Here is a 26,510-nt window from a genome sequence, read left to right on the forward strand (position 1 = left end):
GTACTCCCAACGACGAGCCCCGCCGCAGCGGGGCCGTGTTAACGCGGATCAGTGTCAGTGGCCGGAAGCGATTTTCACCCCTTCCTTCGGCACGGCCACATACGGGGTTTCAGTATCCGTCGGACCATCGGCCTGGCGTGCTTTCAGCCAGGCTTTAATGCCGTAGAAGATAATACTGTACACCACCACGAGGAACAGGATACTCAGACCGGCATTTGTGTAGTTGTTGATCACAATATGATTCATATTGCTCACCTGCTGTGCCGTCAGATCGGCTCCCCCGGCAGCGGCTTTGGCTTTGTACTCGCGGGCCATGTAGAAGAAACCTTCCATCTGCGGGTTGTTGCTGAACAGCTTAAGACCCAGCGCCCAGGTGGTACAGATCAGCAGCCAGATGGCTGGCAGCATGGTCACCCAGATGTACTTCGTCCGCTTCATCTTAATCAGCACCACGCTTGCCAGCACCAGGGCGACGGCGGCCAGCATCTGGTTCGAAATCCCGAACAGCGGCCACAGGCTTTTCACGCCGCCCAGCGGGTCAACTACGCCCTGATAAAGCAGATAACCCCACAGCCCGACGCAGCCAGCGGTACCCACGACGCCCGCCAGCAGCGAGTCGGTTTTTTTCAGGAACGGCACAAAGTTACCCAGCAGATCCTGCAGCATAAAGCGGCCGGAGCGGGTACCCGCATCCAGAGCGGTCAGGATAAACAGCGCTTCAAACAGAATACCGAAGTGATACCAGAACCCCATATCGGCTATCGGCATAATTTTGTCGAACACATGGGCAATCCCGACGGCCAGCGTTGGTGCGCCCCCCGCACGGTTCAGCACCGACGGTTCACCGATATCCTTCGCCGTTTGCAGGATCGCTTCCGGGGAGATGACAAAGCCCCACGAGCTGACGGTGGCGGCCGCCTGGGCGGTCACGTCCTGCAGCTGCGCCATGATCAGCGGGGCGTTAGCGCCTCCCAGCTCATGCAGGTTCGGCATCACGATGCCAAGGCCCGCCGGTGGTGTGTTCATGGCAAAGTAGAGGCCGGGTTCGATAATCGATGCGGCCACCAGCGCCATCACGGCGACAAAGGACTCCATCAGCATCGCGCCGTAGCCGATAAAGCGGGCATCGGTTTCACAGGCCAGCAGCTTCGGCGTGGTGCCGGAGGCGATCAGCGCGTGGAAACCCGAGACTGCGCCGCAGGCGATGGTAATAAACAGGAACGGGAAGAGCGCCCCTTTCCACAGCGGGCCGGTGCCGTCGATATACTGCGTCAGCGCCGGCATTTTCAGTTCAGGGTTGAGGATGACAATCCCGATGGCCAGACCGACGATGACGCCGATTTTCAGGAAAGTGGCCAGATAGTCACGCGGGGCCAGGATCAGCCACACCGGCAGCAGGGCGGAAACAAACGCGTAGCCGATCAGGGTATAGGTAATCGTGGTGTCTTTGAAGGTCAGCGCCGGGCCCCAGTAAGGGTCGTGGGCAATCACGCCGCCGAAGTAAATAGCAGCGATCAGCAGTATCACGCCGATAACCGAAATCTCACCCACCCGTCCGGGGCGGATAAAGCGCATGTAGATACCCATAAACAGCGCAATCGGCACCGTCGAGCAGACGGTAAATACGCCCCACGGGCTCTCAGCCAGTGCCTTCACCACGATCAGCGCCAGCACCGCCAGGATAATAATCATGATCAGGAAGCAGCCGAACAGGGCGATGGTGCCGGGCACCGGGCCCATCTCATTTTTGATCATCTCACCGAGTGACGCCCCGTTACGCCGCTGGGAGATAAACAGCACCATAAAGTCCTGTACCGCCCCTGCCAGCACCACACCGGCCAGCAGCCACAGCACGCCGGGCAGGTAGCCCATCTGCGCCGCCAGTACCGGGCCGACCAGTGGACCAGCCCCGGCAATGGCAGCAAAGTGGTGACCAAACAGCACGTTACGATTGGTTGGTACGTAGTTCAGACCGTCGTTATTGATCACCGCCGGGGTGGCGCGGGTCGGGTCAAGCCGCATCACTTTTTGCGCAATGTAGAGGCTGTAGTAACGGTAGGCGACCAGGTAGACCGAGACGCTGGCAACCACAATCCACAGCGCACTGATATGTTCACCGCGCCGCAGCGCGACGACGGCCAGACAGCACGCGCCGATAATCCCAAGGATCATCCAGGGTATGTGTTTGAATAGTTTATTTTTATTCATAGGGGACCTGGTTTTTTATCAAATGATAATGAGTCGGTTTGTCACATTTTCAGACCGGGTCTATGGTGGCGAATTTCAATGGCTCCAGGGGGGATAATTCGTTGAGTGGCGTTATCGGGCGGGTAAGCGGTTGTTGAGTGGTATAAGCGGTTTTACACGTTAACCTGAGGATTAAAATTTGTGACTGGGGTCTCACTGTAAGGAGGCCGGGATAAGCGCTGCCGCAGGGTGGAGACGGGCGGGGATGAGGTGCAGCCATCACGGGAGGATTTCAGGGCCATTTATTTTCTGAATCCTGCGTTGTTAACTGATATAACAACATATTCATACATTGTCTTATTTCATCCCTTTATCAGCACAGACACGTTTTCGCCGCGTGTGGCCTGCCAGGACTGGCGGACGAAAACTCAGGAAGAAGCCCTACTATGACCACGCATTTTGAACCTCTGGACGCGATCCTCAGCCGCCGCGCGCACCTGCACGCGCTGTTTGTCGGTCAGCAATTTGAAGCCCTGGAGACGTTACTGGAACAGCAGTCCCGGCCCTGGTTGAACGGCATCAGCGAAGCCTATGACTACGAGTGGAGCATCGATGTGTTCTTCGATTCACTCCAGCCTGCCACCGAAACACTGTCTCTTCTGCAGGCATGGGTCAGACGCTACCCGGCGTCTTATCATGCGCACCTTCTGCTGGGATGCTACTGGGAGCGGGCCGCCGGGCGTATTCGTACCCAGGATGGCGGTGAATACGTCTCCAGTGATCGTTGGATGGGGGCCGAACTGGCGCGGGATTTGGGCATCGCAGCCTGTCTTCAGGCCGTTGCTTTGCACCCGAAGCCTGCCTTTGCTCTGTTCCGTATCTTCCGTCTGAGCTGTTATCTGGGTGAGCCGCAGTGGCTGGCGGCGCTGGCGGCGGGCATCGCGCCGGGGGATTATTCGCAGCGCGAGGCGGAGATTGATCCGGCTCTCTGGGCCGCCGGTGTTCAGCGCCTGCGTGATGAAGGCGGCAGTGAACTGGCGATCATCCCTGCGACGTTACCCCCTTTATTACCGTTGCGCAGTGAGCAGGAGCGGGACAACAGTAAGCTCTACTGGCTGCGGTTAACCCTGGCCGCGCGGCCGAACCTCTTCGCTATCCTCAGTTCATGGGTCTATTTTCTTTACCCTCGCTGGGGGGGGAGCCATCAGGAGATGTCAGCGTTTATCGACAGCGACTGGTGCAGCGGGCTGACTGAAAACGAACGTAATGGCCTGCGGATGACCCAGGCCTGGGACTATCTTGGCTATGTGGCCCTGTTGCCGGACGCTGACGATCGCGAACATATTGCGTTTTGTTTGCAGGAATATGACGCACTGCTCACCCTCAACCTGACCCCACGCCAGCACGCTGCCGTGCTGCGCAGTTACGCTAATTTCGTTAGCCACTATGCCCGTACGGAAGAAGAGGGTGAGGTGCGCTGGGATCAACCAGCGATGCAGCGGGCTTACGATGCGCTGGTGCGGGCATGGCAGGTGGATCACCCTGTTGCCGACCCGGGGAGCAGCGATGCCTTCAGCACCTTACTCGCCTGCCTGGATTTTGCCGGTATTGAGGACAGCTTTGGCCTGCGCCCGCTGTGGCTTGAGCGCAGTCAGCAGTGGGGTGACAGCCAGTACGAGGTGCTGGTCGCGGGTCTGGCAAGTCGCTTCGGTTTTTACGGCATCGCACCGGGGCAGTTTGATCATGAAAAGCTGATCGCGCGGGGGCTGGCACTGCCGTCTGACTTAGATATCGGCCAGGCCGCGGCGAACCTGTTTGAATCCGTGTCGGAGGAGGCAGGCATTTATCTCGATCATGCGGCCGCCGGGGCCGGAGACGCATCGGCGATGGCCGGTCTGTATGACCTTTACTCCGGCAGCCTGTCACGGCGCTACGGGCGCGACGCTTCGCTCTATGAGGATCCAGCCCTGGCACAGCACTGGCTGGCGCGGGCGGCTGAGGCGGGCAGTGTGGTGTGCCAGTACAATCTCGGTTATGTCATTGCCCGGGAAAATGACATCGTCAATGCAGAGCAGTATCAGCGTGCGCGCGACCTGTTTTTCACGGTGATGAAAGCGCCCAACGTCTCTCTGGAGGTCTGGCAGCGTGCCACGCGTGAGCTGGCAGGGCTCCTCCTTTTCAGTGAGTATGCCAGCTATGCGGATCGGAAGCTGGCGGTGGCGGAGGTCCTGGGTGAACTGTGGCGTGATGAACGCGCGGAGAATCAGGAGTATGCTGCGGCCTATTATGCTTATGCCTTTTTCACCGGGACGGGATGCGTGGCCAACCGCTATCTGGCAAAAGTGTGGGTTGACCGCGGTCTCGCGATCAATCCGCAGGATACGTATCTGCGCGAACGGGCGGATGAGATTTACCAGCGTGGCGCCCTTTTGGGCGGGCTGCGGGCGTCAATGGCGTTCCGTCGCGATCGGAAACATATCGATGAACGTGGGCAGGCCATCACTTTTGATGAGGCAGAGTAAGTCTGCCGGTACGCTTTCATTTCTTTGTCGTACTTTTTGCTATTTTTTCCGGTAGATTATTCCTGCCTGACAGGCGGGCTTCTGTCCCGCCACAATACACATTTGAGCACCTGCTAATCAGCATGACATGATGGAAAGGGCGTAAGGAAATAAGAATGATAAAGCTAAAATACGGTCTGGGGATTGGGCTGGCTATGCTGGCGCAGAACGCGCTGGCCGCCGGTTTCGACTGTTCGCTAACCGGTCTGAACAAGACGGAACAAACCATCTGCAAAGATCCCTATCTTTCCGGCCTGGATAACGTCACCAATGGGTATTTCGTTAAAGCCATGGATAACAGCTTTGCGGTCGGCAGCCTGTCGCGTGAGCAGAGAAAATGGCTGGCAGAAAGAAACCGCTGTGGGGTGGATGCGGAGTGTATCAAGCAGCGCTATATCGAGCGCAATAAAACCCTGTCGCGTGCCGGAGTTTATCAAAAGATTAGCGATATCTTTACCCGTCCGGGCGATAAGCTGGATAAACCCGTCGCTGCCGGATTAAAAAGTGAAGCCGGTTTCACCATTACCGAAGAGCCGTGGCGCGTCCGGCCGCTGATCACCTCCAGTGATGTCACCGATCTGACCGTGGGCACCAGCGGGCATTATCTCAGCCCGCTGACCTACCGCATCGTGAATAACGACCTGATAGTGTTTGTCGTACTGTATGTTGAAAAAGACGACAAAAAAGGGGCATTTCTCCTCAGTCTGAAAGACGGTGAGAAACCGCAGGTGCAGGCGGTGTACGAGGGCTATAACCTCGTGCTGACGCTGCTGGATAACGTCAACACGGTCGAGGGCGATATCCGCTACTCGGTGGCAGAATACCGCGCGCCGGGCGTGACGGTGAACAGCCAAAGCGACTTTGCCACGCCGCATGCCTATGCGCTGAAGGTTTCCAACAAAGAGCTCAGCGAGATCAAAGAGATAACTCCCCCGGCCGGTGAACCCGCTATCAACAAGTGGGTGGGGTACTGCGGAAGCAATGAGTGCAACAGCCGGCTGACGTCACCTGATGGCCAGTGGCGTCTGGCCTCTGCTGACCGCAGCAACAGCGAGGTTGATGAGGGGATGTACGTCTTCCCGCATGACCGGCCGGATGCCGGTATGAACGTGTTCCTGCCGCAGGCCGACACGGCAAAGGGCCCGGATTTCAGCTACAACCGTAACTATGTCTGGGGGCGTGATTCCTCATTCTACTTTGACAATGAGGGCGGCTACGCCTGTATCTGGAAAACCGATCTCGCCGATAAAACCACTAAGCGAATTCTGCCGGTCGAAGCCTTCCTGCAGCCGCACTACGTGAACTACCGGGGTGAAGATATGATTATCGCTTCTTACAGTTATTACAATGAGGGCGGTGATTTCCACCTCGAAGAGATCTACCTTGCCAGGAAATGATTAAGCCCGCTTTTGCCTGAAATAATCAGCCCGCCAGCCGGGCTGATTATTTCATCCTCTCGCCGTCAAAGCGGCGATCTTTTTAACCTTCGGTGATGCCTCTGGGGCGCAGACAGGCAGGCACTGAGCGGTTATGCAGCCACGAAATGTGGCGGTCACAGCGCATTTTTTATTTTACTTAAGTGCATTATGACGTCTTTTGGCGGTTGTTTTTTTCTGAATTCGTTTTCCAAAAAAATTGTTAAAACCTGTTTTTTAACGGGTTTTATATATTTAATTTAATTAAAAAACAATGGCTTAATTTTATTGTTTTTTGCTGGTGAATTTGGAAACCCCCTAAAAAGGTGTGGTGCTAGTCTGTCCACCCAGGGAATAATGGCCTGACCAGAATGGGGGGAATCAATATAAAATTCAGGACCCTTCAATTGCGAACGGAGTGAGCTGCGCCATGCCGGGAAAAAGAGTGCTGAAAATCCCTAATGAAGAACATCTTGAGTATATCTGCAGGATGGCCTTCCTTAGCGGCCTGGTCGTCACCGTTGGCTGGCTGGTGGTGTTTGCCATTATGCAGCAGTGGACGCTGGTGATCTCTCTGTTAATCATGGGTATGGCGGCGTTTTTCAGCTGGCGCATTGCCGCGGGCGGTTATTTCTCCACCGGGCTGATGCTGGCGCAGCTGGTCCATCTGCTTTATGCCGTCCTGTTCTGCCTGCTGTATGACGTGCCTGAAACGGGTATCCCCAGAACCACGCATCTCTACCTGCTGACCATTGCCCTGGTCGGCTACATCAACTATCAGCGCAGGCATACGCTGGCGCAGCTGGTGCTGATGGGCGTGACGCTGCTGGCGTTTATTATTTTCAGCAGTGCCGATATGATCTATCCCTTTGCGCGCCCGATCCCCTATCGTCTGCACCTCTGTCTTCCGCTGATTAATGCCGTGTCGGCAACGGTCATTTTATGCGGCGGTATTGCGGCCATGCATGTGGATTTTTCCCGGCGCAGCGAGAAGATCAGGGCCATCCAGCATGCGCTGTATAACAATGAATTTGTTCTTTTTTATCAGCCGCTGCTGAATGCTGCCGGGCAGATCAGCGGGGCCGAAGCGCTGCTGCGCTGGCAGGAGCCGGGCAAGGAAATGGTGCCCCCCTCTGAGTTTATTCCCGATGCCCAGCGAGCCGGGCTGATGCCCGCCGTGGGGGACTGGGTGATCGACAACGCCCTGAGCGCGCTGGCGACGTGGCAGCGCGATCCGGCGATGGACCATCTGACCATCTCCGTCAATATTACCGTTGACCACCTGATGAAAGCAGATTTTGTCGAACGCCTGATCCACCTGGCGGATGTGCGTTCCGTTGTCCCGTCACGGGTGAAGCTTGAGCTGACAGAGAGCGTGTTTGCCTCGGATATTGAGACGGTGGTCGCGAAGATGAATGCGCTGGCGGCGGCGGGATTCCGCTTCTCACTCGACGATTTTGGAACCGGCTTTTCCTCGCTTAATTATCTGCGCCGTCTACCGCTGGAGCAGATCAAAATCGATCGCAGCTTTATCTCTGGCGCAACGGAGGGGCCGAAAGGGGCGGTCATTGCCATGAATATTGCCCGCATGGGGCTGGAACTCAAGTTGGAGGTGCTGGCGGAAGGTATTGAAACAGCGGAGCAGTGGCTGTTGATGCAGGGATTTGGCTGTACGGCCTTTCAGGGGTTCTACTTTTCCCGTCCGCTCAGTCTCGGCGATTTCCGCCTGTTCGCGCGCAGGAACAGCGCCGGACAGCAGAACGGGGCTGCGGCTGAACTCAGCCAGTAGTGCGCTGAGTTCAGCCGCATTATGCTTACCTCCCGGCAGGCGTACGTTGGCCTGACGCGGTCACCGGACGGATGCGGAACCAGATAGCGTACATCGCAGGCAGGAAGATCAGTGTCATTGCGGTTCCCCCGAGGGTTCCTCCAATCAGGGTGTAGGCCAGCGTCCCCCAGAACACCGAGTGCGTCAGGGGAATAAAGGCCAGCACCGCCGCCAGCGCGGTCAGCAGCACCGGACGGGCGCGCTGTACCGTGGCCTCCACCACCGCCTGGAAAGGTTCCAGTCCCTCCTGCTCGTTCTGATGAATCTGCCCAATCAGTATCAGCGTGTTACGCATCAGAATGCCCGACAGCGCGATCAGCCCGACCAGCGCATTGATTCCAAACGGCTGCTGGAACAGCAGCAGCGTGGGCACCACGCCAATCAGCCCCAGCGGGGCGGTCAGGAATACCATCGCCATCGCCGACATTGAACGCACCTGCAGAATAATAATCAGCAGCGTCATGGCAATCATGATGGGGAACAGCGGCAGCATCGCCTGACTGGCTTTGCCGGACTCCTCAATCGAACCGGCCTGCTCAATACGGTATCCCGGCGGAAGCGCATCCACCACCGGCTGCAGGGACCGGCCAATCGCGACCGAGACATCCGGCGGTTGCAGGCCGTCGGCGATATCGCCCCGCACGGTGATCGTCGGGGTGCGATCGCGGCGTCGCAGCAGGGGATCTTCCATTCCAACGCTGACTTCCCCCACCTGGGACAGGGGAATGCGCTGCCCGGCAGCACCCACCAGCGTGAACGCAGAAATCTTAGCGGGATCGAGCCGGATGTCACCAGCGGCACGCCCCACCACCTGGACGGAACGAATATCTTCACGCACGGCCGTAATGGGCACGCCGGCAAGCAGGAACTGCAACTGCTGCGCCACGGAGCTGGAGGTCAGGCCTACGGCCTGTAGCCGGTCCTGATCCAGCGCAAAGTGCAGGACAGGCGTGCGCGGCCCCCAGTCGCTGTTGACCGTTCTCATCTGCGGGCTGGCCTGCAGGATGCCCTGAACCTTCGCGGCGATGGTACGCAGCACCGCGGGATCGGGACCCATTACGCGCCAGGCCACCGGGAACGGGGAGTAGGGGCCGAACACCAGCTGCGTGACCCTGACCCGGGCATCGGGCACCAGGCCGTCGGCTGCCGCCTGACGCAGACGGCTTTTCAGCGCATCGCGATCCTGTTGGCTGTCGGTCAGCACGACGATCTTGGCAAAGGAGGGATCGGGCAGCTCCGGGGCCATGGCCAGATAGAAACGCGGCGCGCCCTGGCCGATATAGGCGGTCACAATGCGCGTCTCTTTCTGTTTTTGCAGCCAGGCCTCTACCTTTGCACTGGCCGCGCTGGTCTGCTCTATCGACGTGCCGTAAGGCATCTGTACTTCAATCAGGACTTCCGGACGGTCGGACGCCGGGAAAAACTGTTTCTTGACCAGCCCCATACCGATAACCGCCGCGACAAACAGGATGATAACCGTGATCGCCACCAGCCACTTGCGGGCAATCACCTTGCCCAGCAGGGTACGGAAGCGGTTGTAATGACGGGTGTTATAGATAGCCGCATGGCCACCCGCCACCGGCTTGATCGCCGGCAGCAGTTTCACCCCCAGGTATGGGGTAAAGACCACTGCCACCACCCAGGAGGCAATAAGGGCGATGCCGACGATCCAGAACATATTGCTGGTGTACTCGCCTGCGGTGGACTGGGCAAACCCATTGGGCATAAAGCCAATGGCGGTCACCAGCGTCCCGGAGAGCATCGGTGCAGCCGTATGGCTCCAGGCATAGGCAGAGGCGGCGATGCGGTCATAACCCTCTTCCATTTTCACCACCATCATTTCAATGGCAATGATGGCGTCATCCACCAGCAGGCCCAGCGCCAGGATCAGCGAGCCCAGGGTAATACGGTCAAAGTTTTTTCCGCTGGCGGCCATCACCACAAACACCACGGCCAGCGTCAGGGGAACCGCTGCTGCCACCACCACGCCAACGCGCCAGCCCATGCTGACGAAACAGACCACCATCACCACCAGCAGCGCGACGAAGAATTTAACCATAAACTCGTCGACGGCCGAGCTGATGTTTACCGCCTGATCGCTGACTTTGGTCAGAGACATTCCCAGCGGCATGCCGGCATTGATCTGTGCGGTCTCTTTGTCCAGCGCCTGGCCCAGATCGAGGCCGTTCCAGCCGTCGCGCATAATCACACCCAGCAGCAGCGCCTGTTCACCGTTGTTGCGCACGATAAAGGTGGCGGGATCTTCATAGCCTCTTTCCACCGTGGCAACATCGGACAGCTTGAGGGTGCGGCCCTGCACACTGATTGGGGTATTACGGATCTTATCCAGCTTGTCGAGCGCACCTTCAAGACGCAGGAAAACCTGCGGACCGTGCGTATCGATCGAACCGGCAGGGGTCAGCAGGTTCTGACCGTTCAGGGCGTTAAAAATATCCTGGGGCATTACGCCCAGGGTGGCCAGCCTGTCATGAGAGAAGGAAACAAATATACGTTCAGGCTGCTCACCGATGATGTTGACCTTTTTCACCCCCGGCACATGCAGGATCCGCTGGCGTAACGCTTCGGCATCGCGCACCAGCTGACGCTGAGGTTCACCTCGGGCTTTCAGCGCGAACAGGGCAAAGGTCACGTCTGAAAACTCGTCGTTGACCATCGGTCCGATCACCCCGGCGGGCAGATTCTGGCTTTCGTCACTCAGCTTTTTGCGCGCCTGGTAAAAGGACTCCTGAACCTCACCGGGTGGTGTGCTGTCGAGCAGGGAGACCATGGTGAATGCCATGCCCGGACGGGTATAGGTCTCGGTACGGTCATACCATTTCAGTTCCTGCAGGCGTTTTTCTAACGGGTCAGCCACCTGGTCCTGCATTTCCTGCGCCGTTGCGCCGGGCCAGGCGGTAATGACGGTCAGCTGCTTGACGGTAAACGGAGGGTCTTCTGCCCGTCCCAGCTGAAAGAACGCCAGGATACCTGCAACGGCCACCAGCAGGATCAGAAACAGGGTCACGGAGCGTTCACGCACCGCGAGGGCGGAGAGGTTAAAGCGATGCGCACTCATGGCTGGGCTCCCGGAACATTTTGCACGGCCAGGCGTACTTTTTCCCCGCTGTGAAGCAGATGGGCACCCAGTGCCACGACCTGCTCACCGCGCGCCAGTTTCCCCGTCACGCGGGCGGTATCATCACTCAGGCTGATAACCTGTACGGCGCGCCAGGTGACGGTCGCCGGCTTGCCCTTCACTACCCACACGCCGGGCCCCTGGCCTGCGTCGTACACGGCGGCGATCGGCACCTCCACGCCCGGACGGGCATCGGCGGTTTGTGGCAGGCGCAGCGTCACCGTAGCGCCAAGCGGGGCGCGGGCAAGGGCGTCCTGCAGAACGTAGCGGGCTTCATAGGTGCGGGTCACGCTGTCAGCAGAGTCAGACAGCACCCGCAGGGTGGCCGCGACGGGTGCATCTTTATTGCCGTACAGTGAGGCCCAGGCGATAGAGTGAAGCGCAGGACGCAAGGTTTCAGGGAGTTGCACAACGGCTTCGCGTTGTCCTGCCCGGGCCACGCGCACCACGGCCTGTCCGGCGCTGACCACCTGGCCGGGTTCGGCCAGGGTTTCCATCACCACGCCGTCCGCATCGGCCCGCAGCACGGCATAGGTCGAGGCGTTACGCGATACATCGGCCTGTGCCTGGGCGGCGTTCAGATCGGCCTTTGCCGCTTCTGCCGTGGCCTTAATCTGGCTGTAAGACGAGGCCGAGATGGCCCCGGCGGAGACCAGACCCCGGTAACGACGCTCGTCTTCCGTGGCCTGCACAGCGCGGGCGCGGGCAGCGGTCACCGCCTCCTGTTGAGCGCGAACCTGCAGCCCGAGATCAACGGGATCCAGGCGCATCAGCGGCTGCCCCTTGCTGACGCTTTGTCCGCTATCGACAAGGCGTTCCAGCACCTTACCTGATACCCGGAAGCCCAGATCGCTTTGTGTACGCGCGGCAACAACGCCGGTAAAGGTGCGTGAAGATGCGGCGGCATCCTGCACGCTGGCCACCCGCACCAGCGGAGGCTGATTGCGGGGATCTCCGGCCTCTGAAGGGGGATCGCCACAGGCGGCCAGGGTCAGGGGCAGCAGACAGACAGCAATGGTAACAGGTCGTAGCCGAAGCATGGGTTCCCTTACTTTTTGAAAAGAGCAGAAACCGCATTCTGTAACTAGTGACCAAATATGTCAATGGTCACTTTCAGGGAGCCAGGCTGCGCAGGATCAGCGCTGCCAGCTGAACCGCCCCTTCCTCGGCAATTTCCAGATTAAATTGCAGCTGAACCGGATTCATATAAGGGCGGATCACCAGGTAGATAGCACTGGCGGCCTCGTCGAGCGGGGTCTTTCGTTCGAACTCACCCGACTCCCGGCCCTGATGCAAAATGTCCTGTATCAGCAGTCGCAGATGTTCTTCATGTCCTTTGATTGACGGCCAGCGATCGCGGGCCGCTACGGCGGCAATGTCATACAGTTTACGATCGTGGAAAAACAGCTCTCTGCCGGTGTCGGAAAGCGTGCGGAACAGGCGGCGGAGCTTGTCGGAGGCGGTCGGGGCCTCCGCGATGGCACTGTCGACGCGCGCCATGATCATCGCCAGGCGGTTGGCACAGATCACTTCACCGATTGCCTGTTTCGAGTCGAAAAACTTATAGATATAGGCTTTTGAAAAACCGATGGCTTTGGCCAGATCGGACACGGTGGTTTTTTCGTAACCGTAATGACCGAAGTGTACGGTCGCCGCCTCGACGATCTGGTCGCGCACGCTGTGCTCGGAGGGCCCGCGTGACGGGGGCAGAGGGGTATTTTCAGTCATATTCACCACTTAGCTTGTAGAGCCTGATTGACAACTAGTGACCATTTGGTAATCTGGTCACTATCTTAACGCGTTTCCCAAGGAATCTCCATGTCTTCCCTGCGTTCCCTTGTTGTGGCTGTGAGCAGCACGTTGCTGTTCGGCTGTGCCGTTGGCCCGGACTATCACAGACCCGGGGTTCCATTACAAGCGCGTTACCTGAGCCAGCCTTCTGCGGGCGAACGCGCCGCACTACCGGTCACCTCGCTGGCTGTCTGGTGGCAGGGATTTAACGATCCTGTGATGACTCACCTGATTTCGCAAGCCCTGGCGCAGAATCTCGATCTGACGCAGGCTATCGCCCGTGTCGCTCAGACGCGCGCCGGACTGGGAACGGCGACTGCCGCACTGCTGCCGTCAGGTAATATCAGCGCCCAGGCCGGACGCGCCCGCGAATCAACGGAAACCCCGCTGGGGAGAGTTCTCAGTACCACTCCGGACTATGACCGCTACGGCAGTCGCTGGGAAACCAACCTGGGAGCCAGCTGGGAGCTGGACCTGGCGGGGGGACAGCGGCGTCAGCGTCAGGCCGCGCTGGCGGAATATCAGGCTGCGCAGGCGGATGTAGTGGCAACCCGACTGGCCGTCGCCGCACAAACGGCGGATCTCTATATTACCGTTCGCGGCCTGCAGATGCGGCTTGAGATTGCCCGCCAGCAGTCCGCAACGCAGCGGATGCTGCTGGAAAAAGTCAGACTGCGCCAGCGCGAGGGCATCGCGGCAGATTATCAGGTGCGCCAGACCGAAGGGGCGCTGTCACAGGTGGACGCTACGCTGCCAGTCCTGCGTAACGGGCTGGAGACGGCCATGAATGCGCTGGATGTGATGTTAGCCACGCCGCCCGGCACGCAGCGCCGCCTGCTGGAGGTGCCTGTGGGGCTGCCAGCGATCCCGTCGATGAGCGATACCGGAACCCCCGGCGATCTGCTGAGGCGCAGGCCTGACCTGATTGTGGCAGAGCGTCGTCTGGCGGCGTCAAATGCGCGCATCGGGGTCGCTATCGCGGAGTATTACCCCAAATTTAGCCTCAGCGCCTTGCTGGGCAGTGCGACCTCGCTTTCCGACGGCCATCTGTTCAGCGGCCCCGCCAGCCAGTCGTCAGTGGGGCTTGGCCTGCAGTGGCGTTTGTTTGATTTTGGCCGTATCAATGCCGACATTGACCGTGCCAGGGGCCAGGAGGCTGAAGCGCTGGCGGCCTATCGTCAGTCGGTGCTGCGCGCAACAGAAGAGGTTGAAAATGCCTTTTCCGCGCTGATCAACCGGGAACAGCAGGCGAGGATCCTGGCGCAGGGAGAGGCGTCCCTGACCCAGGCCCGTGCCTCTTCGTATGCTGCCTGGCAGAACGGTGCGGCCAGCCTGATTGACGTGTTGCAGGCGGATGATACCCGGCTTCAGGCGTCGGATGGCCTTGTGATGGCACAAACGGCATCAGCCCGCGCCGCCGTAGCAGCCTTTCTCGCCCTCGGGGGCGGATGGCAGCCGCCGGCGCGGGATGAAGCGGCCTTCGCCGCCACCGATCGTGCCGTCAGCCATGTCCGCTCCGCAGGAGTTCAACCGTGAGTTCGCCTGAACCGTCCCGGGCCGTCCGCCCCCTGACGGGAAAGATCGTTGCGCTACTGGCAGGATTAGCCGCTATTGGCATGCTGTCGACGAATATTATCCTGCCGGCCTTCCCGGAGATGGGCAGGGCGCTGGGCGTATCCACCCGCGAGCTGGGGTTGACACTGTCGGCATTCTTTATCGCGTTCGCCTTTGGCCAGCTGGTGGTGGGCCCGCTGGCGGATCGCTTCGGGCGGCAGAAACTGGTCCTGGGCGGGCTGGCGGTATTTGTCACCGGCAGCGTGCTGGCGGGCTGTGCGGACAGCCTGGCACAGATGATTACCGGCCGGGTGATTCAGGCGCTGGGGGTCTGCGCAACGTCGGTTCTGTCCCGGGCCATTGCCCGCGATCTTTACGAGGGGGACACACTCGCCCGTGCGCTCTCGCTGACGATGATTGCCACGGCCGCCGCACCGGGCTTTTCGCCCCTGCTGGGCAGCCTGTTAACGCTGGCGTTCGGATGGCGGGCCATGTTCCTGCTGGTGGGGCTGAGCGCCGTGGTGCTTGCCGTGTGCTACCGGTGGGGGATGGGAGAAACCCATCCCGCCGACCGGCGCGCACCGCATTTGGCCGGCACGGTGATCCGCGCCTACTGCCGGCTGCTCACAGACCGGCGTTTTATCCTGCCTGCGTTGTCGATGGCGCTGCTGATGAGCGGGCTGTTCGCCGCTTTCGCTGCGGCTCCGGCCATTCTGATGAACGGGATGGGGCTGTCCCCGCTCCAGGCCGGATACTTCTTTGCCTCGACGGTGTTTGTGGTCTTCTCGGCGGGACTGGCTGCGCCGCGACTGGCCCGCCGTTTTGGATCAGCCAGGGTGGCTGCCGCCGGGATCGCTATCGCCGCCCTGGGGGGGCTGGTGCTCTTTTGGGGACCGGCCCACCCCGGACCTGGGGCGTATGCGCTTTCGATGGTGCTGTTTCTTCTGGGGATGGGGCTGGCTAACCCGCTGGGGACGGCGCTGGCCATGGGTCCGTTTGGTCGGGAGGCGGGGCTGGCTTCCGCCCTGTTTGGCTTTCTGCAGATGGCCGCAGCGGCCCTCGCGACCTGGCTGGGGTCGGTACTGACCTTTGCCCCGGTAAGCACGCTCGGCGGCCTGCAGACCAGCGCCTGCCTGATGGCGTTGCTGCTGCTGATGATGCGCAACGCGGCGACGTCGCCACCCTGACGCCAGCCTTCCTCCGCGCGGTGATCTGCCGCCACTGACTAAATTTTCCGCTCTCGCGGCCGATAACATGATCGGTTTGTTAAACAACATCACAATGCCTGCTTTATCATTGTGCATCCGGATCCTGATGGGCTGAAACAAAAAAACAGAGCCGGATTCACAGGATCCTGATGATTTTTTTGACTTACACACACTGATGCTGACTGCAATTATGCTGTTACGGAATGCCCGTATGCGATTGACAGAGAGCATGAAATTCCGACCCTGATGTAAGGTAAAAACATGCTCAGAATAAAAAATATGAAACTCAGCGTGATGCTGAGTCTGGCGTTTCTGGTGGTTATTGCCGGCGGCGTACTGGTCTCCGTTTTTGCGGGAATTAAACTGTCTGATGCCAACGATCAGCAGAAACTCACCAGCGCCCGGCTGGACGACCTGCAGATACTGCGGACGGTGAAGGATAACGCCACCCTGCAGTCAACGCTGATGCTGCGGGCACTGGCGACAGAAGAGGGTGCCGTTGCGCCTGACATGCTGGCGCAGATTGAACAGGCCCAGTCCGGTAATCAGGCCATCACCACACGCTTCCGTCAGCTGGTGGAAGGGGCGAAATCGCTGCCAGGCATTAATCTGCAGGAAGTCGAGGAAGCCTCGACGCTGCTGGCTGGCATCGAGCAGACGCAGCCGGCGTTCGTGGCGGCGATGACCCGTCTGCTACAGTTGAAAAGTAGCAACGATATGGCGGGCACCCGCGCGCTGATCACCGGGCCGTTAAAGGTGGCGCAGGATGCCTACCTGACGGCAATTGACGCCATGGTCAGTTACCAGAGCCGCGTGACCAAAGGCACGGCCGTACAGTCACAGGAGAGCCTCTCCGGGGTGTTCGTGACGCTGATCGTCCTGACGCTGGCGTCGGTGGCGCTGGGTCTGCTGATGAGTGGTTTGATTACCCGTCATATCAAGCGGCAGTTAGGGGGCGAACCGGTTCAGGCCCAGCGCCTGGCCTCGGCCATCGCGGATGGCGACCTCAATACGCCGGTCGAACTGCGGGCAAAGGATACCACCAGCCTGCTGGCGTCTCTTGATGTGATGCAGACGCGCCTGCGGAGTCTGGTCACGCAGATCAAAGAGACGGCGGCATCGGTGTCGCTGGCGTCGGATGAGATTGCCCAGGGGAATACCGAGCTTTCTTCCCGTACGGAGCAGCAGGCAGCGGCCCTGCAGCAGACCGCGGCGAGCATGGAGCAACTGACGGCCACCATCAGAAATAACTCCCAGAGCGCCACGCAGACCGCCTCGTCTGCACGCGGTGCGGCGGTGCTGGCGCGCGAAGGTGAGGAGCACGTCCAGACCATGGGCAGCACGATGAAAGATATCGCGCAGAGTTCAGGTAAAATTCGTGATATTACCGGCGTGATCGAAGGCATTGCTTTCCAGACCAATATTCTGGCGCTGAACGCGGCCGTGGAAGCGGCGCGTGCCGGTGAGCAGGGGCGTGGGTTTGCCGTGGTGGCAGGTGAAGTGCGTATCCTTGCACAGCGCAGCGCCACCGCCGCCCGTGAGATCAAGGCGCTGATCGCGGAAGCGGTTGCCGAAGTGGAAAACGGCGTGACGGTGGCGGACAACACCGGACGCAGCATTGTGGCGGTGGTCAGCATGGTGAGTGAGCTTGCCGCGTCAATGGATGAAATCGCCCTGGCCTCCGGCGAGCAGATGCTGGGCATTTCCCAGATCAGCACCGCCGTCAGCCAGATGGATAATGTGACGCAGAGCAATGCGGCGCTGGTGGAAGAGTCTTCTACCGCGTCACAGTCGCTGGCAGAGCAGGTTCACAGCCTGCAGGCGATGACCGATACCTTCCGCGTATAATCTCCCGGTAGGGCGGGCCTGTTGCGGTCCGCCCGTATCCGTTGTCAGACTAAAACAGCGCGTTAATATCTGCATAAGGTGTGGCTGTCGCCATCAGCGGTGCTGTCTCGTCCTGCGATAAAAAGCCCCGCACCAGCTGTTTGTTTCTGGCCCATAGCGTCTGTGGCAGCCAGGAGCCAGCGCTGATGCGTCGCACGCCGCACGCTGTCAGCGATGCCAGCGGCGGAAGTTGTGGCCAGACGCTGACGTTGAGCAGCAGATCGCTGCCTTTGGCGATCGCCTGCATCTCCTGCGCTTCCACTAATCCCAGCACAAACAGACCATCAGCCCCTGCCTGGCGGTAATCCTGCGCCCGGGCCTTCACTTCGCTGACTTTCTGCGGCGGCGGCACCAGATTGCGGGCGTAAACGTCGGTTCGCACATTAATATACAGCGGCACGCCTGCCCCCGTGCTGGCGGCGCGGATCGCTTCGATCTTGCGGCACAGTAACCGGGGATCGGCGCTGCCGTCTTCAATATTAATCCCCTCCACCCCTGCGTCGATCAGGCGCAGCACGGTGTCAGCTACGGCCAGGGCACGATCGTCATAGCCACCTTCGATATCGACACTGAGTGGAACGTTAATTACCCGGGCCATCGATCGGGCGCGGGCGACATACTCTGCCACCGGCAGATGATTGCCGTCGCGGTAGCCCAGTGACCAGGCCACGCCAGCGCTGGTGGTGGCAATAGCCTGCGCGCCCAGGTTCTGGATCTGGCGGGCGCTGCCGGCATCCCAGGCATTGGGCAGGCGCAATGGCTCCGGCTGTAAGTGAAGCTGGTGAAAACGGGAAGACGACGTCATTAGAGGATCTCCAAAAACACCGATTCTAATCATGCTTATTTTGATTGATAATAGCCGGAAATAAGATTCATTCATTTACTGAGAGCAATAATGCCATCACCCCCTCTGCACCTGGTTCAGACCTTTATCAGCGTGGTGGAACACAACAGCTTTGCCCGTGCGGCAGAGGCGCTGGCGATTACGCCTTCTTCGGTCAGCCGCTTTATCAGGATGCTGGAAGAGCAACTGGGCAGCACGCTGCTGAACCGCACCACGCGCGCCATGTCACTGACGGAAACCGGGCAGCGTTATTTCTCTGAGTGCCAGCAGGCGTTAGGCCAGCTGCGCGATGCCGCCGATCGGGTGCGTGATGAGCAGATCCAGCCGCAGGGCCGGCTGGTGGTCAGCGCACCCGTGGCGTTTGGTCACACCCATGTGGTGCCCCATCTGGCGGGATTCCTGCGTGCCTTCCCGGAAATACAGCTGGATTTACGCCTCAACGATGGCTATGTGGATCTGGTGGCGGAAGGGGTGATGCTGGCCCTGCGCATCGGGCGGATGAAGGACTCCTCACTGGTGGCACACAAGCTGCTGGAGAACCGCCGTATTCTGGTCGCCTCGCCCGGTTATCTGGCCTTAAACGGGACGCCCTCCACCGTTGATGAGCTGGCGCACCATGAGTGTATTGTCTCGGCTGCCAGCCACGATGGGCGGCTATGGCGCTTATTTTCTCAGGACGGGCAGCGCACGCTGCAACCGGGAGGGCGCATCAACGTGGATAATGCTGATGCGGCACGGCGCCTGTGCATCGACGGCATGGGTATCGCTTTTCATTCCGCGCTGACAATGAGCGCTGCCATTACCGCCGGAGACCTGGTGCAGGTTCTGCCGCAGTGGACCGGCCGTGAAACCGGTCTGTACTGCGTGCGTCCACAGCGCCGCATGGGGCCGGCGGCCCGGGTTTTTGTTGATTTCCTGTCCGCACGCTGGCTGAACGCAGAGGCGGTGACGGCGGAGAGGCTGGAACAGGCATTCCTGACGACGGTGTGACAATCCGTATCACCGGCACTGGCCGCAAGAGATCGGAAACAGGGGATATTCACATTACCGGAACCTTGTCTGTATGAGGGGGGCGTTATCATTTTGTCTGTTCCAGAGTAAAAAGATAAAATTTTATTTATTGCGATTTTAAATGCTAATTTTATTTTTTTTTATAAATTATTATTCTATTAACTATCGTCATTTGGACAATTTTCGCGCAGTGCGAAGTAAAAGCTTTCAACCTGAAAGCCGTTGTCTAGGTCAATCGCCCTGGTTTATCTTTAAGCGAGAAGAATGAGAGGCGGTAAATCTTCGCGACGCCGGGAATCACTGTATCCACTCTGTTTCGCCTGGCATGTCTGAAATTGATGACTTATTACCAGCATGAAAAAAATAAATATTTTTTCGCCTTTTTTTTTAGCCAGTGATTCCCCGCAACGTAACAGGATACTTATAAAGAACTGACGATCGACATGGCGGTAATTTTATTAATTTTATACCTTTGGTTATATGTTGATGAATTTTAATTAAGCTAACTTAATAGTCTTTTTGAATTTAAAAAATAAAAAACATACTCATGCGACGTAAAATCATGTTTACCATGCTTTATATCTATTAAATTGCCTGTTGCTGCTGTTGATCGTTACCATTATTGATTAAGGGAGAAATACAGGGGCGAGCATTGATAGCCGACAGCCGTGCCATGACCTGTATTCCATGTTAAAAATCCAAGAGGAATCTTAGAATGAAAAAATGGAATGCCCTTAAGTGGCCATTTCTGGCGACTGTTTTACTATTAAGTGCCTGCCGGGGAACGGGATATAGTGCGACAGATAAATCAGTGGCCAGCGATCAGCAACGTCAGACGGAACAGGATGGCGAAAAACTGCAGCAGTGCCAGCAGGAACTGGCGGTGCTCGGATCGTTAAAAACCCGTAATTTCGAGGCAAATAAGCAAGCCTTTGATCAGCTGATGGGCAGTGCGGCGCAATATGCCAGCCTGCGCAACAAGGTTAACGGAACGACTCAGGGAACGGTGGATGCCTTATACCATTATAAAGTCAGCCTGCTTTGTGCGGAAATAAGCCAGGCGGTGCTGTTCCAGTTAGCCCGGCTTGAGGGGCCGGGTAAATGAATGTTCATCACCGCTTACCCCGGATGCCTGCTTTGCTGTTCCGTCTTACCTTACTGAGCCTGATGGTGACGGGGAACCTGCTTATCGTGCCAACGGTACGGGCGGAGGGTCGTGGTATACCCGCGTTGCTCCAGTTCGCTGAACAGTACCACGAGCAAAAATCCCGGGAGGAGTCAGCGCCAGCGCCAGCGGTGACTGCGCCCTCCGCCCGCGTTCAGAATACAAAGAAACCCCCTCGTTCAGAGAAAAAGAACAGCGCACCGCCCTTATTGTGGCGTACCAAAGAGGCTGAGTCGCAGCGTATGCGCACCACCATTACCCGGCTTGAACATCAGGTGAATGCGCTGCAGGCCATGCTGGCAGAGAAAAATGAATCCTCTGCGCTGTCACCTGTTCCAGATGTCAAGGTGGTGGGCCAGATGGTGCAGGGGCTACGCGAGGTGCTGTCAATCACCCCTAAACAACAGCAGGTGTTGACCCTACTTAAACAAGAACAGCAGGCGGGGCAGGCGCTGAAAACCAGTAATGCGCAACTGCAGACGGCACTGAACACCCTTAACGGGCGGATGAATGCCGTCTCGGAGGTGAACGATAAGCTGCAGAAGGACCTCGCTCAGGTCCATGAAGAGAACCAAACGCTGACCACCCGCAGCGAAACGTTAAACAAGCAGCTGATCGCTGCTAATGAGCTGGATAAGCAACAGCATCAACAGCAGGAGGAGTTGACGCAGCAGTGGCTCGCTTTACAAAGTGAGCTGGATGGTCACGAGACGACCGTTACCGCACTCCAGTCTGAATTGTCGGCGTTGCAGGCGTCGTCGCCTTTGCAGGTTACTCAAAAAGACCTGGAAAACCCTTCATACCGTCAGGATTACGCTGCGGGAATCTCTCTGGGCGAGGATATTTTGCAGGTGCGCGAAGAGCGTAAAAAGTGGGGCATCGAAACTGATAAACAGATTGTTCTGGCGGGTATCAGTGATACTTTTGCAGGCAAGCGGCTGATGAGTAAGGAGCAACTCCTCAAGGCGTTAACCGCGTCTGAAAGCCTGGTGACGCAGGCCAGGGATCACATGATGTCAGAGCAGGCTAAACAAGGTGAAATCTATCGGGCTGCGTTCAAAAAGAACTCGCAGGTTAAGCGTACCGCTGCCGGTGCCTGGTACCGCGTTGACTACGCGGGAGACAATCCGATCCCGGCAGGTGCAGCTATTGATGTCGTGGTGAAAGAAACGCTATCAAACGGGACGGTTATTCAGGATATGGAAGCGAATCAAAGCGTGTTGAGTCAGACGCTTGATAAGTTTCCGCCTCTGTTTCAGGAGGCGTTAAAAACGCTGAATAATCACGGTTCTTTAACGCTGGTGGTGCCGCCGGAGCTCGCCTACGGGGAAAAAGGATATCCGCCTGACGTCCCGCCTAACGCCACCATGATTTATACGCTGCGTATTGCTGAAGTGTACTCTCAGGGACAAAAAATGCCGTCTGCCCCGGCGAGTGAGGAGAAAAAGATGCTGTGATGCCTCAGGAGCCTTACTGCAATGCTTAAACACAGTGAATGTAACGCCGGCTGTCGTGATTGATAGCGCCAGCGGGGGAAACGAGTCTGTTTCCCTCAAATACTTTCCTCACCAGGGGCAAAATAAAAGTCTATGTTGCCCTCTTTGTCTGTCCGCTAATCATATTTGCTGCGCCGGTGTACCCGCTAAATGCTGCAGAATGGCTGAATGACAGCGGAATCGCACCGGGCGCACCGCGCTGATGAAACAATCATGACGGGTAGCTTTCAGGATACTCCTCCGGCCAGGGATAGCAGGAGGCTTAATTTTAATGGTAGACGCGGTGACTTTTTTATCGCTGTGCCTGTTCCTGGCCAGTGAAAATATTCCTTCGCTTTATCTCCTCAGCGATAAGCTGAGGCACCTCGTCGACGTTGGAAATGGCCCGATTGTTAACGATGATCTGGCTGGCATTATCATAGCCCGGAGCCCACAGATCGTTATTGTCTACTACGTTCTTATAGACGGATATCAGCGTTTTGTTCCATGCAGCAGAAATATGGACGATGGCCGTATCCGGTGAAATAACCAGATCGCACTCATGAATTAGTGCCATAACATGATGTAACGTATTGAAAGGATTAACAATGACATTATCAGGGAGGGGAAGGTTAATCTCTTTCAAACGGTCGAGTAGAATAATCTGCAGATCATCATAATGCGTATTCAGGTCGGTAAGGATCTGCGCTAGCTGTTGTTGTGAAAAATTCCGTTCCCGGCTACCGGTAAAGGCATTAATGACGATTTTTTTCTTATTATTCATTGCTCTGAAGAAGTGCCTGACCTCATTAAACGTATCCTCAGGGATAGATAAATTATAGGGCTGGCCTTGCGTCGGACTGTTGGTCAGGAATTCAGCAATTAATGAGGCTGCCTGAGTGACATGCTCTCTGTCACTCTCTAAAAATTCCAGAGAATGACTGTAATGGTTGAAGTGCTTTTTTTTATTAAAGGCAAGCACCGATTTAGGCTTGATATCCCGCAATAGCTGCATTCTGTGTACCGGCGTGTCGAATAATGACGGGTCAATCACTAAGTCGTAGTCGTTATTTTTAAGTGTTTCCATCGTTGAGGCGGGGACAGTGTGGTTGAAGCTCTTCAGATAGACCTCGGTGCTGGCGTCATCCGCTTCATAGATGTTTCTGACATAGGGGTTATGCTTCATCACAACACTACTGGATTTCGTCAGTAAAACATCAACGCTGTAACCTGCCGTATGCAGGCTTTTCACCAGAGGACAATAGACAACCATATCGCCAATGGTGCCCTCATTACGAATAAGCAAGATGGTTTTCACAGCGGTGATATCCAGCGTGCTCTTTTTATATTTATCCCACCTTATTTTTGCCATGAGCAGTCTGGTATCCAGTCTTACTTGTTTCATAAAGTAATTTTTGCGTCTGTTTAGCTCTCTTAATTTTCTAAAGCGTCCGCTGGATATTGAAATGGCAAGCTGTTCAGTCATGAGGAATGTCCTTATAAAAATAGCGGAACAGTGTAGTATTTTTCTTATTACGTTACCATAACTTGTTAGTAACGCTGTTGATAGTTTACATATGGTTGTATTTTGTGAGACTGAGCTTAACGGGGGGGATGACAGGGTATTTTCAGTAGGGAGGTGCGATTAAGGATGAAATGCGTTATCGAACGTCGTTCGATGGGGAGTCCAAGCGGGTTCTTCTGAATAGGATGCCCGGACTCGGACAAAAACGTCGGGAGTGTTTTTACATGACGCTTTAGCGTTAACCCCGCAGGGGCGAGTCTCATGGATGAGACGAGTAATCGAACGCAGTTCGATGGAGAGTCCGGATCGCAGAAAGCAAAAAACCAGCCGTTAAGCTGGTTTCTTTAAATAGTGGTGCCCGGACTCGGAATCGAACCAAGGACACGGGGATTTTCAAAACTCGTGTCTGTTCGGTGAAAGGGGTTACACTGTGAATATCTTGCTAACCATATGCATCTCGTCCACAGGATAGTTGAATTCCATAGCCCGCATTACTTCAATGTCCTTTAATGAACGAGGCATATGGTGAAATTGAAACCACTCATCTGAGTTCTCTGGGCTCTCAGAATACGTTCCCATGAGGAGCCTTAAAGATGTCGGACGTATTTATCAGCAGAAATTCATTTCATTCTTGGTTTCCGGCAGCCACAGCGTTCCCTGCTGCAAACTGTAATGCGCCCATTTTGCCAGCCTCAGCTCGTCCCGGCGTAGCCCGGTCAGCAGTAATAAACGAATATAGATACTGGCTACACGACTGTTGTCCTCACTGGCAGCCTCGAATATGCGTCTGATTTCGGTTTCCGAGAAATACCGCTGACGGGCATTATTTTCACGCAGCAGGGGGGTATTGGCTGCCGGGTTCGTCGCCACCATCTCATGGCGCAGCGACCACCTGAGAAGGGCTTTCAGCAGAGCAATCACCCGGTTATTGGTGGCGGGCTGACAGGTTTCGCACAACGAAGACTGAAGACGAGTCACGTGTCGCGGCGTGATTTCATTAAGCAGCAGATTTCCCATGACAGGGGCAATATGGTCACGAAAGCGCTGCTCATCCTTGTTCCAGCTCTTTTTATGTAGCTTCGCCCACGGGAAATAATACTGACTGAAGGCTTCCTGAAGGGTAGGAATGGCCCGGCATTTGTCCCGCTCATAACGCGGGTCAGTGCCGGTGGCTATCTGGCGTTTCATATCAGTGGCAATCTTTCGGGCGACAGTGACATCAATTTCCGGCCAGTGACCAATACTGATGGCGCGTTTGCGGCCCTGCCACAGATAGCGCAGGAGAAATTTCTTCTTGCCTTCTCCTTTACCTACCAGACATTTGAGCCCGCTGATTTCCGAATCGCTGTATTCCGCTTCACGAGAAGGCGCATCCGGTTCATTCGGAGGCAGTGCATCAATGAGGCTGTGAGTGAACTTAAAGCGGCGTAGTGTGGACATGCAGAAGTCTCCTTATGCTGGGGTGATTAATGCGTAAATAGCGTCAGAAAGTGAGGCAGGGAGGTAAGAGTCCCGTGCCTCAGTGTGTTATGCGAGCCGCGGAAGAAAAGGCTGCATGGATATGTTGTGGCAATGACGATCACCAATTAGGGGGGAAGGTGAGATGAAATTCTCCGGTCTTTCTCTGGTCTTCTCCGCAATTTCCCCGGTGAAACTCCCGAAAACGGGAGGTGAAAAAGCGTTGCGCCATAACGGTTTAACTGGTCATTCCCCGTTCCCCCGTGAAAATGACGCAGGGGTAGCATTGAATGAAAGAGATTGGTATTCGATTAACTGAAAGATACTGATAACAAATGATTCATATGAATAATATATAAGTGAATGTGTATGTGAAATCAGTTGTTAAATAGCATGCTGCTATGATGAGTCTCAATAATCCTAACTAATTGAGATGAATGTTAATGATTAATATGAATGCAAAAAATATCAATCTCGCTAAGTTTCCACGTTTACAGGAGTCCATAACATAAATAATTTCCGATGAGTTATAGAATTTATGAAGATGTATTGTGAAAGGATTCCCTGTCAGAGTTATCCTTTTTGATGTTTTAGTTATGGTTCTTATTTAAGATGAGTTTGTTAATTTTTATAAAAGCACGTAACGATACAAAATATAAAAAATCACTCAGGAGTAATCATTTATCTAAGCACTGTAAAAATTAACCGGGAAAACGGGATATTTGGATCAACGCGTTGGTATGCAAGGGATGTGTCGATCTCTCTGGCGGGAAAACTGCGGAGGAATTGCGGGGGAGTGGCGGGGAAAAACTTCCCTGTTGATGCTGATCAGTCTTTCTAGTTGGCTATTGCTCATATTATGAACAGCATTGGTCTGATAAAGCTTGGTACGACGAAGTGAAATATTTGCTGGCTCTCGAAGCGCGACACTCGCCCTTACTGAAGCCATAAAAAGTTTGTCGAATGTCTCAGGGTGTTAAGCGGACATTAATAATGAACGATTTGTGGTTTTCTTAAGGTCCCCTACGAACAATCCTTAGCCCGATCGCGTTAACTCAATTGCTTAATGATCCAGCAGCCACTGCAACATCTTGCGTAGAACGTGTGGGGCGATACGACAGCGCGAATGGTCAAGTTGATGGCGCGATCATCCAGTTTGCAGGTCCTGACGGGAAGGACACGCCGCTTGCAGGTTTCACCGTCCGCCTCAAATTCCTCTCTGGCGCTTGCGAAAGTCTCCTCAATTCGTCAATGTCGGCGAGATGCGAACCATTTTTCGGCCAGTCGATTCCCGAACGACGCTGCTTAGTGGTAGTGATGCGGATCACCTCGTGCAAAATGGTAGCGTTCAGGTAGACATCTCTGCGGTGGCGTAGGTTGGTAACTTCAGGCGCATGCAGTTAGCGGAGCTGCAGTCGGGGTAAGAGGGACTGACCGTGTAAGACAGGTAGCGACATAAACACTC

General features: G+C 56.4%; 16 protein-coding genes. 9 read left to right on the forward strand and 7 right to left on the reverse strand.

Features of this window, described 5'->3' with window-relative positions:
- Window positions 1–54: 54 nt before the first annotated feature.
- Window positions 55–2,208: a carbon starvation CstA family protein gene (locus IFU29_RS10130; RefSeq protein WP_191933829.1), complete on the reverse strand. Its 2,154-nt coding sequence runs from the start codon at window positions 2,206–2,208 to the stop codon at window positions 55–57.
- 425 nt (window positions 2,209–2,633) lie between these two features.
- Between IFU29_RS10130 and IFU29_RS10135 the strand changes: the two genes are divergently transcribed.
- The 3 genes from IFU29_RS10135 (at window position 2,634) to IFU29_RS10145 (ending at window position 7,952) form a co-directional block, all read left to right on the forward strand.
- Window positions 2,634–4,709: a DUF4034 domain-containing protein gene (locus IFU29_RS10135; RefSeq protein ID WP_191933830.1), complete on the forward strand. Its 2,076-nt coding sequence runs from the start codon at window positions 2,634–2,636 to the stop codon at window positions 4,707–4,709.
- A 155-nt stretch (window positions 4,710–4,864) separates the two neighbouring features.
- On the forward strand, window positions 4,865–6,145 hold the full coding sequence (locus tag IFU29_RS22495; protein WP_244633675.1) for a lysozyme inhibitor LprI family protein: 1,281 nt from the start codon (window positions 4,865–4,867) through the stop codon (window positions 6,143–6,145).
- Between the two features lie 463 nt (window positions 6,146–6,608).
- Complete coding sequence (locus tag IFU29_RS10145) at window positions 6,609–7,952, forward strand: EAL domain-containing protein (RefSeq protein ID WP_191933831.1); 1,344 nt, start codon at window positions 6,609–6,611, stop codon at window positions 7,950–7,952.
- Window positions 7,953–7,977: 25 nt separating this feature from the next.
- On the opposite strand, the gene IFU29_RS10150 is transcribed toward IFU29_RS10145, so the two are convergent.
- The 3 genes from IFU29_RS10150 to IFU29_RS10160 all read right to left on the reverse strand — a co-directional run bounded on the left by IFU29_RS10150 (window position 7,978) and on the right by IFU29_RS10160 (window position 12,855).
- The gene (locus IFU29_RS10150; protein WP_191933832.1) at window positions 7,978–11,067 is read right to left on the reverse strand and encodes an efflux RND transporter permease subunit; all 3,090 of its coding nucleotides are present in this window, start codon (window positions 11,065–11,067) and stop codon (window positions 7,978–7,980) included.
- A complete protein-coding gene (locus tag IFU29_RS10155; protein ID WP_191933833.1) occupies window positions 11,064–12,167 on the reverse strand; it encodes an efflux RND transporter periplasmic adaptor subunit in 1,104 nt (367 codons plus the stop codon). Before IFU29_RS10155 ends, IFU29_RS10150 begins: the two co-directional genes overlap by 4 nt.
- A 73-nt stretch (window positions 12,168–12,240) precedes the next feature.
- Complete coding sequence (locus IFU29_RS10160) at window positions 12,241–12,855, reverse strand: TetR/AcrR family transcriptional regulator (RefSeq protein WP_191933834.1); 615 nt, start codon at window positions 12,853–12,855, stop codon at window positions 12,241–12,243.
- Window positions 12,856–12,945: 90 nt separating this feature from the next.
- Between IFU29_RS10160 and IFU29_RS10165 the strand changes: the two genes are divergently transcribed.
- The 3 genes from IFU29_RS10165 to IFU29_RS10175 all read left to right on the forward strand — a co-directional run bounded on the left by IFU29_RS10165 (window position 12,946) and on the right by IFU29_RS10175 (window position 17,528).
- Window positions 12,946–14,454, forward strand: a complete 1,509-nt coding sequence (locus IFU29_RS10165; protein WP_191933835.1) for an efflux transporter outer membrane subunit — start codon at window positions 12,946–12,948, stop codon at window positions 14,452–14,454.
- Window positions 14,451–15,659, forward strand: a complete 1,209-nt coding sequence (locus IFU29_RS10170) for a Bcr/CflA family efflux MFS transporter (RefSeq protein ID WP_191933836.1) — start codon at window positions 14,451–14,453, stop codon at window positions 15,657–15,659. Before IFU29_RS10165 ends, IFU29_RS10170 begins: the two co-directional genes overlap by 4 nt.
- A gap of 282 nt (window positions 15,660–15,941) precedes the next feature.
- Window positions 15,942–17,528: a methyl-accepting chemotaxis protein gene (locus tag IFU29_RS10175; protein WP_118665616.1), complete on the forward strand. Its 1,587-nt coding sequence runs from the start codon at window positions 15,942–15,944 to the stop codon at window positions 17,526–17,528.
- Window positions 17,529–17,577: 49 nt separating this feature from the next.
- On the opposite strand, the gene IFU29_RS10180 is transcribed toward IFU29_RS10175, so the two are convergent.
- The gene (locus tag IFU29_RS10180; RefSeq protein ID WP_191933837.1) at window positions 17,578–18,372 is read right to left on the reverse strand and encodes an isocitrate lyase/PEP mutase family protein; all 795 of its coding nucleotides are present in this window, start codon (window positions 18,370–18,372) and stop codon (window positions 17,578–17,580) included.
- Between the two features lie 90 nt (window positions 18,373–18,462).
- On the opposite strand from IFU29_RS10180, the gene IFU29_RS10185 reads away from it, so the two are divergent.
- The 3 genes from IFU29_RS10185 to IFU29_RS10195 all read left to right on the forward strand — a co-directional run bounded on the left by IFU29_RS10185 (window position 18,463) and on the right by IFU29_RS10195 (window position 22,044).
- Complete coding sequence (locus tag IFU29_RS10185; RefSeq protein WP_191933838.1) at window positions 18,463–19,401, forward strand: LysR family transcriptional regulator; 939 nt, start codon at window positions 18,463–18,465, stop codon at window positions 19,399–19,401.
- Window positions 19,402–20,137: 736 nt separating this feature from the next.
- A complete protein-coding gene (locus IFU29_RS10190; protein WP_137269536.1) occupies window positions 20,138–20,527 on the forward strand; it encodes a hypothetical protein in 390 nt (129 codons plus the stop codon).
- Complete coding sequence (locus tag IFU29_RS10195; protein ID WP_191933839.1) at window positions 20,524–22,044, forward strand: FKBP-type peptidyl-prolyl cis-trans isomerase N-terminal domain-containing protein; 1,521 nt, start codon at window positions 20,524–20,526, stop codon at window positions 22,042–22,044. Before IFU29_RS10190 ends, IFU29_RS10195 begins: the two co-directional genes overlap by 4 nt.
- 331 nt (window positions 22,045–22,375) lie before the next feature.
- Here IFU29_RS10195 and IFU29_RS10200 read toward each other — a convergent pair whose 3' ends face one another.
- Window positions 22,376–23,548, reverse strand: coding sequence for a glycosyltransferase family 9 protein (locus tag IFU29_RS10200; RefSeq protein ID WP_191933840.1), 1,173 nt, complete (start codon window positions 23,546–23,548; stop codon window positions 22,376–22,378).
- A 648-nt stretch (window positions 23,549–24,196) separates the two neighbouring features.
- The gene (locus IFU29_RS10205; protein WP_244633676.1) at window positions 24,197–25,027 is read right to left on the reverse strand and encodes a tyrosine-type recombinase/integrase; all 831 of its coding nucleotides are present in this window, start codon (window positions 25,025–25,027) and stop codon (window positions 24,197–24,199) included.
- Window positions 25,028–26,510 lie beyond the last annotated feature (1,483 nt).

The organism is Erwinia persicina (assembly GCF_014838825.1).
Taxonomy (GTDB): Bacteria; Pseudomonadota; Gammaproteobacteria; order Enterobacterales; family Enterobacteriaceae; genus Erwinia; species Erwinia persicina_A.

Bases quoted from the DNA above. Each gene is read 5' to 3' on its own strand.
- IFU29_RS10155 (WP_191933833.1), bottom strand. From the start codon at position 12,167: ATGCTTCGGCTACGACCTGTTACCATTGCTGTCTGTCTGCTGCCCCTG.
- IFU29_RS10200 (WP_191933840.1), bottom strand. From the start codon at position 23,548: ATGACTGAACAGCTTGCCATTTCAATATCCAGCGGACGCTTTAGAAAA.
- IFU29_RS10195 (WP_191933839.1), top strand. From the start codon at position 20,524: ATGAATGTTCATCACCGCTTACCCCGGATGCCTGCTTTGCTGTTCCGT.
- IFU29_RS10160 (WP_191933834.1), bottom strand. From the start codon at position 12,855: ATGACTGAAAATACCCCTCTGCCCCCGTCACGCGGGCCCTCCGAGCAC.
- IFU29_RS10190 (WP_137269536.1), top strand. From the start codon at position 20,138: ATGAAAAAATGGAATGCCCTTAAGTGGCCATTTCTGGCGACTGTTTTA.
- IFU29_RS10180 (WP_191933837.1), bottom strand. From the start codon at position 18,372: ATGACGTCGTCTTCCCGTTTTCACCAGCTTCACTTACAGCCGGAGCCA.
- IFU29_RS10165 (WP_191933835.1), top strand. From the start codon at position 12,946: ATGTCTTCCCTGCGTTCCCTTGTTGTGGCTGTGAGCAGCACGTTGCTG.
- IFU29_RS10205 (WP_244633676.1), bottom strand. From the start codon at position 25,027: ATGTCCACACTACGCCGCTTTAAGTTCACTCACAGCCTCATTGATGCA.
- IFU29_RS10175 (WP_118665616.1), top strand. From the start codon at position 15,942: ATGCTCAGAATAAAAAATATGAAACTCAGCGTGATGCTGAGTCTGGCG.
- IFU29_RS10185 (WP_191933838.1), top strand. From the start codon at position 18,463: ATGCCATCACCCCCTCTGCACCTGGTTCAGACCTTTATCAGCGTGGTG.
- IFU29_RS22495 (WP_244633675.1), top strand. From the start codon at position 4,865: ATGATAAAGCTAAAATACGGTCTGGGGATTGGGCTGGCTATGCTGGCG.
- IFU29_RS10135 (WP_191933830.1), top strand. From the start codon at position 2,634: ATGACCACGCATTTTGAACCTCTGGACGCGATCCTCAGCCGCCGCGCG.
- IFU29_RS10150 (WP_191933832.1), bottom strand. From the start codon at position 11,067: ATGAGTGCGCATCGCTTTAACCTCTCCGCCCTCGCGGTGCGTGAACGC.
- IFU29_RS10130 (WP_191933829.1), bottom strand. From the start codon at position 2,208: ATGAATAAAAATAAACTATTCAAACACATACCCTGGATGATCCTTGGG.